We start from the raw sequence: 14,749 nt of genomic DNA on the forward strand, positions 1-14,749 counted from the left end.
TTAACCACACGTGAGTTATTTATTCATTAATATTTCGAAACTGAATTAAAAGATTTTTATATTTAATGTGTAAATCATTTTAATCCGAACGAGTAGTATACGTATATTAAATTAATACAAATTGGCATAATATTCTATTTCATTTTGATTACATATATATGAATTTTTAGTGCGACATATATAAGATGTAAATTTTATTAATTATTATATGTTTTTGAATTTACAATTATGTGATGAAAAAATGAGGCCAGGCTTATAAATGTTGGATATATTATTTAAACTCCGATTTACTTTTCAATAATTTATATAGAAAAGGTAACAATGCTAAAAAAAGGGTGAGTGATGCAAAAAACCATGCATGACTTGCGCCTTCTACGAGTTTATCTGAATTTGAGGAATGAGTAATAAATAATGAGGTAATCGCTGTATAAACAGCAATACCTATATTTTGAACCATCCTTTGCGTAGCGCCAATAGTACCTTGCATATCTTGAGATACAGTTCCCATTATTGCTGAAGTATTAGATGGAAGGAAAAAACCTCCCCCCACCCCATATAATAGCAATAATAGACTTATTGTTATCGGACTTAATACATATTGTAATAATCCTAAGTTGATATATGAAGCAATCATAATAATTAACCCTATAGCCATTAAGACAATGTTGCCAATACGAGAAATTAATTTTCCAGTTATTTTTGAAATAAGTACTAATCCTAAAGGAGATGCTAAATTTACTAATCCAATTTGCCAAGATGAAAGGTGATAAGTCTTTTCTAAAATATAAGGAGGAATGATAAAACCTAAAGATGTTGTACCTCCAAACACTAATATCGCAAATATAGAAGATGAAAATGATATATTTTTGAACACACGTAAATCGATGATAGGATGTTTAGTTTTGAATTCCCATATAATAAACATGCAAAAAGTCATCATAAAAATGAAGAAATTACCATATACTGATACATTAAAAATCGAGTGGTAAGCGTAAGACGTTAAACTTATCAGTAAACAAAAGATAGAAAGAAATAATAATAGATTTCCACATATATCTAAATGGGTAGACGTATTTTTTGGCTCTTTAATATATTTTTTTAAAAATAAACAACCTATTAAACCTATAAATATAAAAGGAATATTAATCCAAAATATCCATCTCCAATTACTTATAGATAGTAATAGACCTCCGATACTTGGCCCTAAAACAGGACCTATTCCTAATAAAATACTTAAAGTTCCTAATGCTGGCCCTTGTCTATTTTCAGGAATAGTTGTCGTAATAATAGCAGTAGCAGTTCCTTGTAGCATGGCTGCACCTATGCCTTGTAAACCACGAGACGCTATTAATTGCATAATATTATTTGAAAATCCACAGAAAATAGAGGCTATTAAAAAAATAGTTAAGCCAAAAAAATATATATTTAAGCGACTGTATTTATCACTTAATCTTCCAAATATTATAATTGTACCTGTTAATAATAAAGTGTACAGTGTAACGCTCCAAGTAATAAAAGAAGTATCAACATTAAAAGATTTCGATAAGGTGGGTAATGCGACATTTATAATTCCACTATCGAGAGTAGACAAAAACATTCCTATTCCTGCTGTAAACACAACTAAATGATCGAAATATTTAGAAGACTGCATCTATAATACCTCCTCATTTAACTAATTTCATCATACCCCTATAAAATTTCGCTTAACACCGAAGTATTATATGAGTATGATGAAAATGTACTAATAGAAAGGGTGGATTATATGTATGAAGATTTTGCTGATAACATTCTCCTTATTGGACACAAAACACGTTTAACTATGCTAATTGAATTATCGAGTGGTAGGTCTCTTCCAGCTGGAGACTTAGCTAAATTAGCTAATGTAAAACCTCAAACAGCGAGTGAACACCTTTCAAAATTAGTAAAAGCCAATTTAATTTCAGTAACCACATGCGGAAGACATCGCTATTATAAAATTGATGACGAAAAAGTTGTTGATGCAATCAACGCTTTATCTGTCATATCTCCCCCTATGAGTAATAAATCGTTAAAAGAAACAACAAAAAAAGAAAAATTATCGTATATGCGTACTTGTTATGGTCATATTGCCGGAAAAATGGGTGTTAGATTTACTGAAGCATTGTTAGAAAACAACTATCTTAAAGAGAATGAAGATTTTTATAAATTGACACACACAGGAAAGGCTTGGTTAAAAGAAATTGGAATTGACACAGACAAGAGAATGTATTCTAAATCTATACCAAAACATATAGATTGGACTGAGCGAAAAAACCATATGGCAGGACCTATTGCATTACAAATAACTAAAAAAATGATCGAATTATCTTGGATTGAAAAAAGTAAGATTAATCGTTGTCTTAATCTAACTAAAAAAGGAGAAAATGCCTTTAAGATACATTTAAATATGAACATTACAGAATAAGATAACAAAATTAAAAGGCTTGTCTCCTAAACAATATAGGAAACAAACCTTTGAAATAGCATACCTAGCCAAAGTAAAATTTTTGGATCCAGTTCACTATTAGCACTTAAAGAGGCTTTCAAATTTATTATCTTTGAATAGAGAGCGAACTCATTTTATATAGAATGTTCGCTATTCTTTATACAATTTACTATATTTATCTACTTATGCGTTTAAAGTATCGATGGCTTGTTTTAAATCTTCAACTAAATCATCTGTATCTTCAATACCAATAGATAAACGTACTAAGCCATCTGTAATACCTTCTTTAGCACGTACATCAGCTGGAATTGAGGCATGTGTCATTAAAGCTGGTACAGAAATTAAACTTTCAACGGCACCAAGACTTTCCGCTAATGTGAAGTAAGTTGTTTTATGAATTAATTGTTTCGCAGCTTCTGTATCTTTCACTTCAAATGCGATCACGCCAGTATGACCACTTGCCTGCGCTGCATGAATATCATGATTTAAGTGATCTTTAATACTTGGGTGGAACACTTGCTGTACGGCTGGATGATTTTGTAACATTTCAACAATAGCTTCAACATTACGGTTAATTTGATCCATACGTAGACCTAATGTTTTAATACCGCGAATTAATAAATAACTATCTTGTGGGCCAAGCACGCCGCCAGTTGAATTAGAAATAAATGCTAAACGTTCGCCTAACTCATCATCAGCAGTAGCAACTAAACCAGCTACAACGTCACTGTGTCCACCTAAATATTTAGTCGCTGAATGTAACACGATATCAATACCAAAATCTAATGGGTTTTGGTAATAAGGCGTCATAAATGTATTATCCACAACAGAAATTAAATTATGTTCTTTCGCAATTTCTGCAGTACGTTTAATATCTGTCACACGTAATAATGGATTTGAAGGTGTTTCTATATATAACATTTTAGTTTCTGGTTTAATGTAGTCTTTAACCGTTTCAATGTGAGTCGTATCAATGAAATCTACATCGATACCAAAACGCGTAAATACTTTTGTTAACGCACGGTAAGTACCACCATATACATCAGAATTTAAAATGATGTGATCGCCTTTATCTAACAACATAATAACTGCACTAACCGCTGCCATACCTGAACCAAATGCGAACCCATATTTACCGTTCTCTAAATTCGCAATTAAACTTTCCAATGAAGCACGCGTAGGATTCGCAGTACGAGAATATTCATAACCTTGTCTTAAATCGCCGATATCATCTTGTAAATACGTACTTGTTTGATAAATTGGCGTAGTTACTGCGCCAGTATAGTCATCTGTCGTATGTCCACCATGAATCATTTGTGTTTTTTTCTTCATTTTAGTTGTCTCCTTTGTATTCAAATATTTTTTTCGACATATAGCGATCGCTTCCATCTGGAAAAATGGTTACAATAACACCTTTGTCGATTTGATTTTTAATGTCTAAAGCACCTTGTAGCGCAGCGCCTGAAGAACTTCCTACAAGTAAGCCTTCTTGTTTCGCCAACAATTTCACATTCTCAAAGCCAGCTTTATCACTCACGGTAATAATGTCATCCACTAATGATTTATCTAAGAAGATGGGCCATTTCTCAGAACCAATACCTTCAATATCATGTGCATGCGCTTCGCCGCCGTTAAGCACCGAGCCTTCAGGTTCCACGATGACATTTTTCACATCGAACTGTCTCATATGTTGCGCGACACCAGTGAACGTACCGCCTGAGCCAGCGCCTGCCACGAAGTAATCAATGTGTGGCAACGCATCTGTAAGTTGTTGGCCTAGTGTATGTGTATAAGCAGCTGGATTATGTTCTGTTTCGAATTGGTTCATATAGACAGCGCCAGTTTCTTCTGCGTAAGTTCGCGCCTCTTGTTGCGCACCTAACATGCCATTTTTTCTCGGCGTACGCTTAATCTCTGCACCAAGCGCGCGCATAATTGAAATCTTCTCTTTTGAAAAGCCTTCCGGAGCAAAAATGACACATGTTAAATTATAACGATTAGCCGCAATTGCCAATCCAATGCCTGTGTTCCCTGCTGTAGCTTCTACAATCGTAGCGCCTTTATGAAGTCGTCCTTCTTTCATAGCTGTTTCTACTAAATATTTACCCAAGCGATCTTTCACGCTACCACCAGGATTAAATTGTTCCAATTTAGCATAAATTTGAACGTTATCATCACTAAAACTTTCTAATAATACGAGTGGTGTTTGTCCTATTAAATCATATGCAATCATGTTTAGTATCCAACACGTTGAGTACCGTGTGAATATAACCTACTTTCTTTTAATAATATTCAATTCTAAAAATTATGTTATCTATAATTCTTACTTAACCACTATGGATTATACGCTATCCTTAGCATTTATGCAAAAAGCTAAATTATTAATTAATTAAAAAATTAGACTATTTATTTTCACTAATTAATAACTATCGTTCATATTCACAATCGTGTTACGATAAATATAATAAACAACTACAATGAGCGAATATTTTATAACTAATATGAGACAAAGGAGAACAAAGTTATGCCCTCAAAAGCAGATTTATCTTTATCCGTATTTTCAAATGAAAATTACAAAAAATTAAATTATACAAATAGTAATTTTAGAAATGCCATGTATGATGAATTAGAAGTAAATAAAAGTCGTTTCAAAAATTGTAATTTCAGCGAAGGCATCTTCAAAAACATCAATACAATTTCTAATTCTAAATTTATAAACTGTGATTTTAGTAGTAGTATCTTTGTAAATACTAACTTTTTCAAAACATTACTTAATAAAATTAACTATAGCGTCACAACTTTTGACGATAGTCAGTTCAATGCTTTAACAATTGAGCACGCTTACTTTAAAGATTGTAGTTTGCGCAATGTCACGTTTAAAGATGTTGTCTTTAAAAAAGTGGCATTTGAAAATGTCGCATTAGATTTATGCCATTTAGATAATGTAAAAATGAAAGATTGTACATTTATCAATGTATCGATTAACAATTCTGCTATTCCTGAAAAAGTGATGAATGAGTTGCGCAAACATGATGTTAATTTTGAAAATATGTAAGCCTATTTTTTGAAAATAGGTACAACCCCCCTCTCAAAATGTTTTAAATACATAAATTAAAGGAATAAAGATTTAGGTATTCAAAACAAGGAGGAATCACTATGCCAGCACATGCAGATGAACATTATGAAGAATTTGAACCTAGTGGTATATCTAAAGAAGACTTAATAGAAGTGGATGAACTAAAAAAACTAGTGGAAAAATTTAAAAATAATAGTGACGATCAACAATTAAGTGAACGAATTGATGATGAATTTAGTAAATGGAAAATGTATGTCAAAGACCAATACAAACCTGAAGACGAAACTGATAAAGAAAGACTTTCTAACATAGCTGACAAAGTCCATGGTGATATTAATTCAGGTTTTGAATATAATGATGGCGAAAAAGTGTATGATTTCTTAGAAGCATCTTATCAAAGAGGTAAAGAAGATTTAGTGTATGGACGTACGCTTATCCTCTTTTCAGAAGAAAAAGCGCTTAATCGTGCAATGACTTTCTTTGATTCTAAAGAAGAAAATCATAAATTGACATTATTTATTAATTCTAAAAACATTGAAATTAGTAAAGAAATCATGTCTGATGAGTATGTGCGTGGTTTAGAAATTGAACGTGACTATTTAGACGCTTTATTCAAATAAAAAATGAGGTTGAATTCCTATTAATTTATAGGATTCAACCTCATTTTTCTTTATATATTAAAATAATTGCACGATAAATACTAATATGATGACGACTGGCATGATGTATTTAATTAAGAAATACCATGGCGCGAAAAATTTAAATTTATCTTTTCCGAAACTTTCTTTTAAAGCAGTTTTATTAAGCAATTGACCAACTACAAGGGTTGTACCTAAGGCACCTAATGGCATTAATATATTTGATACTAGAAAATCCATATTATCAAAAATAGTACCTGCACCAAACTTAAATCCACTTAAACTACTGAATGAAAGTGTTGCTGGAATACTGATAATAAATACGAGAATACTTGCGACAAATGCGACTGGTTTACGCTTAGTATTGTCATTTTTAGTGAAATTAGAAACATTTAGTTCTAATAATGAAATAGATGATGTTAATGCTGCGAATAAAAATAGTATTAAAAAGATAAAATAAAATACAATTCCAAAGCCCATTTGACTAAACACTAAAGGTAACACTTTAAATAATAACCCTGGTCCTTCTTGAGGTGCGTAGCCAAATGTTTTTAACGCTGGGAAAATTGCTAATCCAGCTAATACTGACACTAAAATATTCATAATAACAATTGAAATCGCAGAAGATTTAATTGTCATTTCTTTAGACGCATAACTCGCGTATGTAATCATTCCTGTCGTACCTAAAGATAACGTAAAGAACGATTGACCTAATGCGAAAAGCACGCCTTTCATAGAAATATCTTCCATTCTAGGTTGTAAGATATAGCGCACGCCCTCTAGCGCACCGTCTAAAGTTAAAGATTTGGCTACTACGATAATTAAAAAGATAAATAATAGTGGCATCATCACTTTTGATGCTTTTTCTAAACCTTTTTCAACACCCATCATAACAATAACCATGGTCAACAGAATAAAAATACCTTGTCCCAATACCGTTAACCAAGGATTACTGATAATTTTTTCAAAGTTAATTTGAGTGAGTGACGTTTTTTCAGAAGATAGCATTTGAAAGATGACATTACCTATATAAATAATAATCCAGCCACCAATAACACTATAAAATCCAAATAAAATAAATACAGCTAAATTACCGTTCCAACCAATAATGTTTAGCCATTTTTTACCAGTTAATTTGCTATATATTTGAGTAGTATAAGTTCTTCCCATCTTACCTACTGTAAATTCCATAATTAATAGTGGTAATCCTACAAATATCGTAAATAATAAGAATAAGAGTAGAAAAGCTCCACCACCGTAAATCCCTGCCATATAAGGAAACTTCCACATTGCGCCTAACCCGATTGCTGATCCAGCGCTTGCTAAAATAAATCCTGTTGAAGTTTTCCATTGCGATTGGCTACTCATTTTACCAACTCCCTTTAACGCGTTAAAGCGTTTATGCACTTAAGTACTACTCTATCATGTCTAGTCAAAGAGTGCAATATACATATATTTTTTATTTATTACTCTATATAGTAATATTGGTATAAAAGCGTCTATAAAGGAGGATTAATAATGTCTTTACTTCATGAAAAAATAAAAGCAAATTATTGGAAAGGAAAAGAGGCTGTTGGTGGTCATGTATTATTTGAGGACAATGGTTTCAAATTTACTGCACACGCTTTGAATATCCAAAAAGGCCCAATATTTGTATCTTATGACAATATAAAAGAAGTAAAACCATATAGAAGCCTAGGTATTATTCCTAACGGTGTAAAAGTCATTGATAAAGATAATAATGAACATAAATTAGTAGTTTATCGGCAGAAAAATGTTATTCAATTTCTTAACGAGATGAAATCATAATATACTTGGGGAGTAGGACAAACTTCATTATGAATATATTGTCCCACTCCCTTATGTTTAGAGATAGAGATATTTAACTCTTATATCTTTATACCTTCTGCTCATTTCTATCCATTAAAATCGTAAGTAATGTCTTGGCCTTCTTTTACTTCTTGAATACTTAAGCTTTCAATATGATCAACATTAATGTAGTGCACTTGCGTACCATCTTTTAGAAATAAATAGGCAAGTTCGTCGAATTCATCAATCAATCGTTGCACACACGTATCATAGTCAGACCCATTTTGGAATGTTTTAAATTCATTATATGTTTGACCAGAAGTGGTTGTATAAGTTAATAAAAATGTGCGTTTCATCTTTTTCTCTCCTATTAATTAGACTTGAAAAATTCAGCGATTTCTCTTTCAACATTCTCGCTACCTTCACCATGCGTCATAAGATGCTTACATAGTAAGTGATTTGATAAATCTTTATCTTGGCTATTGATATGTTCATAGATATAACGCGCACTATCTTGATACGATTGTTCGTCTTTTTCACCGTATAGAATTCTAGCCGGTGTTTTAATATCTCCTAAATGTGCGCTAATGTTAGAAATGAAATTTTTAAAAACCGTAATATTAGGACGATATGCTTCTATTTGATTCATCTGTTCTTGCGCAGTCGTTTCATCAAAATTCAAAAGTTCATTCATTCGTTTGCCATAACGCTCTAAACGCCATGCAATACCTGCTTCTTCCTTTTCATTCGGTGCAGACATCACCGCGATTTTAGCAACATCAACTGTTTCAGCTAATTTCAATGTAAATAAACCACCTAACGAAACGCCAGTTACATAAATTGTTTCAAAGCCCTCATGTTTTAAAAATTGATACGCTTCTCGAACGTCGTCCCACCAATCGTTAATCGTAAATTGAGTGAACGCTTTTAAAGGTAAGCCGTGGCCACGATAGTTTGGCGCATAGCATGTATACCCTTCCTCATTAAGTACTGTCGCTAAATGTTTAATATCACGTATTGTGCCTGTAAACGAATGTAATAACAATACTGCTTCCTCTCTTGTCCCTTTCAAATGAATAGGACGTGGTGATTTAACGTTCATTCTAACTCCCCCTAGTTAAATGCAAAGTATGATTTATTAACACTGCCCGTAGGCTTAAATCTAAAAATTTGTTAGTGTACCCATTCCTTATAATTATCTCGAATCTCTTGAGCCAGTGTCTGCCCTTGTTTATAACCTGCATTACCAATATTCAAGATATTGTTTGGATTATAAATGTTATCTCCTATTTCTGCTTGGCTCTCACTATCTGGACTTATCACTAAGACATGGCTATGTTTGTTTAACTTTTCAGCATCATCAAAAGCACTTGGCATCATACCTAAGCCATCAGCTAACGGCGCTAGAATAATAATCGACTTAGCACCTTCTGCAAGCATTGCATTGGTAGGTGATACCATACCACCATCGATCCAGTCACAATCATTCAAACGAATATGCGGCCAAATGCCAGGAACAGCACCACTTGCTGTAACCGCTTCTTCAAGCGTTACACCACTTTGTGAATTAAACGTACTTGTCGCGCCCGTTTTCGCATTCATCGCTGTAATTTCTAAATTGTCTTTCCACTTAACATCACCTAAACGTTGACGAATCGCGTGTTTGCGTTCGTTTAATTCAACTTTAGAAGGACGTGTATAGACAATATCGCCCATCATTTGTCCAACTTTCTCAGCATCATCGCGTCCTACGATAAAAGCATTTTGCCATAAACGATAAATATCAGACGACATAGTAGCACGATCATTCTCATCACGTCGCTCATCTAACTCATAATAGTAATCTTTCATATCATAACCATTCGCCAACACCGTTCCTACAAATGAGCCTGCTGATGTACCTATTATCTTGTTCGCTTCATTCAATTTTATACCATTATCCATTAATCCTGCTAACACACCAGACTCCCAAGCGATACCCGTAATACCGCCTCCACCTAATACTAATGTACGTTCATTTGTCATTGTTATCTCTCCTTTATTTAACAACGTTGAACATTTTTATTTTTAGCTCTCGGAAAATTAAGATAAAACAATGGAACAACCATTAAAAACAACGCCATCCATATTACACCTAACGACACACCACCCACAACGTCCGTAATATAATGGGCATGGAAATAAAGTCGACAACCTAAAACGCCTATCCATATTACGACAGTAAGCACACTGATTATGATTCTTATAGCCATAACCTTAATCATAGGTAGAATAACGATAAGTAAAGCTAAAGCTAATAATGTACTCGCATTTGAGTGTCCACTTGGAAACGAATAGCCATGATCACGTAATAAATGATTATAGGGACGTGGCCTTTCTATAAGTTGCTTAATCAAATAATTCATTAACGTTCCTGTATAGATACTCAATATGAGCCATATCGAAACTTTATAATTTTTAAATAATAAAATAAGCGCTAAAAATGCCGTTATGTACATGATCGATTTCACTTCACCAATTTCAGCGCAAAAAGTCATAAAGTTCTGCCAAAGATTGCCTCCAAAATGTCTTTGAGGTTCTCCAAATTGTTCAGTTAGCCAATGTAACGAGCCTAAATCAATATTTTGAATAAACAATGCATTCCTACTCACATTTATCGCTGAAAATATAAAAATAATTAACCCAATCATGAACATAGGTACCGTTATCGCAGATGTCAATTCTCTCTTTTGTTTCATACTACTTTCACCAGTTCCTAATTTCATATATTTCTTTTACCTATTAAAACACGCATTCCTTATCAAGAAAAATCATTAAGATGTTTTCTTTGGTGCCCATTCTCATCAAAGTTCTCTGGCTTAAGCCACTGTTCAAATCTTGATTTTACATTTGGCCATTCATTATCGAGCATTGAGAACCAAGCAGTATCTCGATTGCGTCCTTTACAAATATTGGAATGTCGGAAGACTCCTTCAAATGTAAATCCAAATCTTTGTGCCGCATGTTTAGAAGGTGCGTTCAAATTATCACATTTCCATTCATAGCGTCTGTAGCCTAATGTTTCAAACACATACTTTGCTAATAAATACTGTATTTCTGTTCCTACACGTGTCTTCTTTAATTGATTGGAATATATAATATTACCTACTTCTATAGAACCATGCTCAGGATTTATGCGCATTAACGCCAAAATGCCTAAAGGTTGTTGTTGTGTATTATCTTCAATAGTAAAGAAATATTTATCTTCGCTATTAATAAGTTGTTTAACATAGTACTCAAAGGTAAATTTATTATTAAAAGGTCCTTCATAAAGATATGTCCAATTTTTTCTAGAATCATCGTCACATAGTGCATCATACAAATGATCTATGTGATTTATGCCTAATTTTATTAGTGATCCATATTGTCCTTCAAGAGTTTGTGCATCAGGAAATGAAGGTACCCTATAGTTATCTAACGCGTCTCCTATTGGTTGTTTAAATTCATTTACTCGCATTGCTTTCAACTCCCACACTGCCTTTGTGTAAATTGTACACTAAAGCTACAAAATAAGCTCTTAATAGGTATGCTTGAATTAGATAAAAAAGGGAGCGGGATAGAAATTAAAATAATTTCGTCCTCCCGCCCCGGCAAGGATGACTAGATTTGAAAAAAGCTTGATTTAAGCGCATTTTCAAAACAGTCAGCTACTGCCAATATGTTAACGAAGGCTGAGACATTTTATTATTGTCCCAGCCTTTCTTTCATCACTGTTTATTTTTGAAGTGTTTTTTCCAAATTCTCATCTAATTTAAATATAATGACGCGTTCTCCCGTTATAGTGCTTAAATCACTATGGAAGCTATTTACACTAACGTCTGTAATATCTAATATAAGTTGCATTAAGTCATCTTGTCCTGATTCTACAAGTTCTGAGCGTGTACGTTTAATGTTGAGTAAACCTTCCTGTGTTTCACATACACGATACTCAGCTGGCGTTAAGACCCCTTGTAAATTGACGATAATCATATCTCTTAAAATATCTGTTTTAACTGAGAGTGAACCTCGTCCTAGAAAGTCCTTTTCCCATTGAGTGATTGCTTTACTAATTTCTGCTTCATAAGCACCTTTAGATTTAGCCATGGTTAATCTTAAGTCTCCTATTGATTGATTAACCTTATTTTATCACTTTTTCAGGAAAAACCGAACTCCCTACCAGTCTTTCCAGTTACCATCTTCATCAATACTTGCTAGACGAACCCAACGATGATCCACTTTCTGATTAAATTTAATATTATTTTCAAGCAATGCTTCAATGTAGCTATCAGGTGCTTGAATAACAACTAATAAACGAATTGGAGAATGATAAATTTTATTATCTGCCGCCATAACGGATTGCCATGGTAAGCCTGCTAATAAGTCACTCGAATTACCTTGCATGACGCCGACACCTGAAGTTACAGATTGTGTCGTTTTATTTCCACTTCCATAGAAATGAGGCGCTACTGTAGAAGCGTAATATTGTAAATTGATCCACTGCGCAACTAATGCAGGTCCAGAAATAATCGTATTAAGAAGCTGACCGTCTGCGTCTTTTTTCCAATCGTAATTATGTAAAAATGCACGACCTTCTAAATTGGTTCCTTCTGTAATACTACGTTGTCCGATAATAAACTCTGCATTTCGAGCAAGACCCCATTCTGGACGAATTTCACTCCAGTCACTCGCATAACGTCGTGCTTCAGCAACTGGGTCTTTCGTACGACCTTGATCTAAGCCAGGTAAGTTAGCTAAACGTTCAGTATTAGCTTTATAGCTTACGCGTGGCATCGCTTCTTCTAACATATCAAATGCTTTTTGAGCGGATTCTGTTAACTCTGGCATATAAATATATTCTAATTCATCTACAGACGTTTTATGTTCTGCTGCAATAAATACTGTTTCTTCAGGAATAGTAATGCCTTCCGCTTTCAAGCTTTGACGCACATGAGGCAAGTTACACATCATCGCAAGTAACTTAGCGTTAAAGCCGCTTGAAGCCCCACCACAAGCACCACATTCTAATGAAGCATGGTATGGATTATTGTTTGATTCACTACCATGGCCACCTAAAACTACCAATGGCGCGAAATCAGTTGTTAAATCCATGAGTTGCAATGCTTGCTTCGTGAAAGCCACTTGTTCTTCTTCAGTGAAACCAATTGGCAAATCACTATATAAATCATGTTCACGATTGATAGTTAATTTGGCTTCCGGTTTCTTCAACCAATTCTTCGTAAAGTTACGTACGAAGTTTCGAGTACTCTTCGGTATAAGCGTACTAGCTAATGTATTTAAACTTAAGAATGGTCCACTGAGTTCTGGTAACAGTAAACTTGGCAAGACATTATGTTTCATCAATTTAAATGTGTAAAACATTGATGTTACTGAATGCTGTTGTTGATTATACGTATTTAAAGCGTGACGATCCGCATATTCTTTAATCGTGTAAGCTGGTGGCACCATGACTGGTAATGAATTATGGCTAAATTGTTCATGCAATACTTCTTTACGAATCGGTAAGCCGAAGAAACCTGCAATACCAATTGTTTCAAATGGTCCTTCACTTTCTAAATGACGACGAAATGGTTCTGAACGTACATCTATACAGAACGCTAATTGAACTTGAGTTTGTGGTGGCTCTTGTTTCGTTGATTTATTATAAATACTATCTATCAATTCACGTTCATGTGTTTCTTCCCATGCTTCGAGCCACAATTTTTTAAAATAAAGCGGATTAAAATCATGCGCGAATTTTAAATGTTCAATTTGATCTTCAATCGACATGGCTGCCCATTCATCAATTGACATTTCCCCATAGTATAACCATTTACTTACTAATTCTTTAATACGTCTTTCCACATTTAAGACTGCCGGACGGCTCATTTTTTCAGTATCTAATAAGATGCATTCCATTGTTAAACGTATCGCAAGATATTGCGTTAATACATCCGCTTCATGTTCATTTTGTTCTGCTCGATAATACATCATTCCTGCCCATCCAGGTAATGATAAGAAATGTCCAGTTAGATAAAATTCACGTTCATCTTCCGCAATATCTAAATGGTTTAATGCCATAATAAGTGCTTCTCTGTAGTCATGCGGTAGTGTCTTAACCATTTTGCGTTGTGTTTTCGTCAACATAGGATCGTGTTGTGCTAAGTGTAACCATGCAACGTAGAAGCCTTCTTCACGTTTTGGCATTGTCCAACTTGATTGGAAATTATCTAAATAAAGTTTTGACCATTTAATAATATGCGTATTCAGTTCATCCATAAGAGATTCGCCTTTGGCATTAAACGCATTGGCACTTTTTGAACGTGCATATTTAAAAGGTTCATTTTCAAAGACGCCTTTAAGTTTTGATACTTCTAATTTTAAGTATGCTTCTTTCGTAATTAAATCGTTAGGTACATCTTGTATGCGCATGGCATTCTTGCAATAGGTATCAATATGCTGTTGAGGTATAGACGTCTTGTATTTACGCACTGCTTGTTTGACTTCTTCTTCTACGAGAGATTGGTCTATCTCGCCCTTTTCCAAAGCAGTCATCACAGAGGCGTGGCTAGGGTATAAATCAATATCTCGTACGTGTTTAAACCACTGTGCTACTTGGTCGAAGGTTTGGTGTTCCATTTCTTCCCAAGGATTGCGTGCTGCAAAAATTGAAATAGGTGAAAGTGGCGTTATTACACGACGTGCTGATTTAACTGTTTCATCTATATTATGTTTGGTAATTGTCAT

At 33.9% G+C, this 14,749-nt stretch carries 15 protein-coding genes; 4 read left to right on the forward strand and 11 right to left on the reverse strand.

Annotated elements, in window-relative coordinates; translation table 11 throughout:
- Positions 1-271: 271 nt before the first annotated feature.
- A complete protein-coding gene (locus MT340_RS11825) occupies positions 272-1,651 on the reverse strand; it encodes an MFS transporter (protein ID WP_243590113.1) in 1,380 nt (459 codons plus the stop codon).
- 111 nt (positions 1,652-1,762) lie between these two features.
- On the opposite strand from MT340_RS11825, the gene MT340_RS11830 reads away from it, so the two are divergent.
- On the forward strand, positions 1,763-2,443 hold the full coding sequence (locus MT340_RS11830; protein ID WP_243603889.1) for an ArsR/SmtB family transcription factor: 681 nt from the start codon (positions 1,763-1,765) through the stop codon (positions 2,441-2,443).
- Positions 2,444-2,647: 204 nt separating this feature from the next.
- Here MT340_RS11830 and MT340_RS11835 read toward each other — a convergent pair whose 3' ends face one another.
- Positions 2,648-3,796: a bifunctional cystathionine gamma-lyase/homocysteine desulfhydrase gene (locus MT340_RS11835; protein ID WP_242239793.1), complete on the reverse strand. Its 1,149-nt coding sequence runs from the start codon at positions 3,794-3,796 to the stop codon at positions 2,648-2,650.
- Position 3,797: 1 nt separating this feature from the next.
- On the reverse strand, positions 3,798-4,697 hold the full coding sequence (locus MT340_RS11840) for a PLP-dependent cysteine synthase family protein (RefSeq protein ID WP_243590115.1): 900 nt from the start codon (positions 4,695-4,697) through the stop codon (positions 3,798-3,800).
- A 291-nt stretch (positions 4,698-4,988) separates the two neighbouring features.
- Here MT340_RS11840 and MT340_RS11845 point away from each other — a divergent pair, with 291 nt between their 5' ends.
- On the forward strand, positions 4,989-5,519 hold the full coding sequence (locus MT340_RS11845) for a pentapeptide repeat-containing protein (RefSeq protein WP_243590116.1): 531 nt from the start codon (positions 4,989-4,991) through the stop codon (positions 5,517-5,519).
- A 101-nt stretch (positions 5,520-5,620) separates the two neighbouring features.
- On the forward strand, positions 5,621-6,160 hold the full coding sequence (locus MT340_RS11850) for a hypothetical protein (protein ID WP_243590117.1): 540 nt from the start codon (positions 5,621-5,623) through the stop codon (positions 6,158-6,160).
- A gap of 57 nt (positions 6,161-6,217) precedes the next feature.
- Here MT340_RS11850 and MT340_RS11855 read toward each other — a convergent pair whose 3' ends face one another.
- Complete coding sequence (locus MT340_RS11855; protein ID WP_243590118.1) at positions 6,218-7,546, reverse strand: sodium-dependent transporter; 1,329 nt, start codon at positions 7,544-7,546, stop codon at positions 6,218-6,220.
- A gap of 150 nt (positions 7,547-7,696) precedes the next feature.
- On the opposite strand from MT340_RS11855, the gene MT340_RS11860 reads away from it, so the two are divergent.
- Positions 7,697-7,987 (forward strand): hypothetical protein, encoded by a 291-nt coding sequence (locus MT340_RS11860; protein WP_243590119.1) that lies wholly within the window; start codon positions 7,697-7,699, stop codon positions 7,985-7,987.
- A 107-nt stretch (positions 7,988-8,094) separates the two neighbouring features.
- On the opposite strand, the gene MT340_RS11865 is transcribed toward MT340_RS11860, so the two are convergent.
- The 7 genes from MT340_RS11865 to MT340_RS11895 form a co-directional block, all read right to left on the reverse strand.
- Entirely contained in the window at positions 8,095-8,343 is a 249-nt protein-coding gene (locus MT340_RS11865; protein WP_243603890.1) for a hypothetical protein, read from the reverse strand.
- A 14-nt stretch (positions 8,344-8,357) separates the two neighbouring features.
- The gene (locus MT340_RS11870) at positions 8,358-9,089 is read right to left on the reverse strand and encodes an alpha/beta hydrolase (RefSeq protein WP_243603891.1); all 732 of its coding nucleotides are present in this window, start codon (positions 9,087-9,089) and stop codon (positions 8,358-8,360) included.
- A 71-nt stretch (positions 9,090-9,160) separates the two neighbouring features.
- Positions 9,161-10,012, reverse strand: a complete 852-nt coding sequence (locus MT340_RS11875; protein ID WP_243590121.1) for a patatin-like phospholipase family protein — start codon at positions 10,010-10,012, stop codon at positions 9,161-9,163.
- Between the two features lie 17 nt (positions 10,013-10,029).
- Positions 10,030-10,725: a phosphatase PAP2 family protein gene (locus MT340_RS11880; protein ID WP_243590122.1), complete on the reverse strand. Its 696-nt coding sequence runs from the start codon at positions 10,723-10,725 to the stop codon at positions 10,030-10,032.
- A gap of 62 nt (positions 10,726-10,787) precedes the next feature.
- On the reverse strand, positions 10,788-11,483 hold the full coding sequence (locus MT340_RS11885) for a GNAT family N-acetyltransferase (RefSeq protein ID WP_243603892.1): 696 nt from the start codon (positions 11,481-11,483) through the stop codon (positions 10,788-10,790).
- Positions 11,484-11,740: 257 nt separating this feature from the next.
- Entirely contained in the window at positions 11,741-12,109 is a 369-nt protein-coding gene (locus MT340_RS11890; protein ID WP_243590123.1) for a Na-translocating system protein MpsC family protein, read from the reverse strand.
- 69 nt (positions 12,110-12,178) lie between these two features.
- Complete coding sequence (locus MT340_RS11895) at positions 12,179-14,749, reverse strand: DUF2309 domain-containing protein (RefSeq protein WP_243603893.1); 2,571 nt, start codon at positions 14,747-14,749, stop codon at positions 12,179-12,181.

The organism is Staphylococcus sp. NRL 16/872, assembly GCF_022815905.2.
Classification (GTDB): Bacteria; Bacillota; Bacilli; order Staphylococcales; family Staphylococcaceae; genus Staphylococcus.